Annotated in this window: 1 pseudogene; it reads right to left on the bottom strand. The window is 49.6% G+C overall.

Going from position 1 to position 494, the window contains the following annotated elements:
* Positions 1 to 170: 170 nt before the first annotated feature.
* Positions 171 to 494, bottom strand: a pseudogene (gene apaH, locus M979_RS22230) (diadenosine tetraphosphatase); the annotation flags it as partial.

The raw sequence follows: 494 nt of genomic DNA, 5'->3' as shown, positions 1-494 counted from the left end.
GTGTAGCGGTATTAGGCGCAGCTATTTTAGTATATCCAAAATAATTCGAGTTGCAGGAAGGCGGCAAAGGAGTGAATCCCCAGGAGCTTACTAACGTAAGTGACTGAGGTGAACGAGAGCAGCCAACGCTCATGCAACTTGAATTATGACGGATATAACCGGGCTTTTTATTATGAAGCGATAGCCGTTTCACCATCGCCAACATCTGGCTTGCGATTCGATGGCTGAACAAAATACTTTTTATCTTCCCAGCGCAGGCAGGTTAACCCGCCACCCCAGCAGCAACCGGTATCCAGTCCGTAAATCCCTTCCGGCGTACCTTTACCTTCCAGTGATGCCCAGTGCCCGAAGATAACCGAATACTCATCGGTCACCGGCCCTGAAATAGCAAACCAGGGTTTTAGCGGTGCAGGTGCGCTTTCTGGAGTGTCTTTGCAGTACATATCCAGTTGCCCATTCGGGAAGCAATAACGCATGCGTGTCAGGGAATTGGT

Origin of the sequence: Buttiauxella noackiae ATCC 51607, from assembly GCF_001654865.1 — a bacterium.
Lineage (GTDB): Bacteria > Pseudomonadota > Gammaproteobacteria > Enterobacterales > Enterobacteriaceae > Buttiauxella > Buttiauxella noackiae.
The sequence above is the reverse complement of the archived record's forward strand: the minus strand, read 5'-3'. Positions and strand labels throughout refer to the sequence as shown.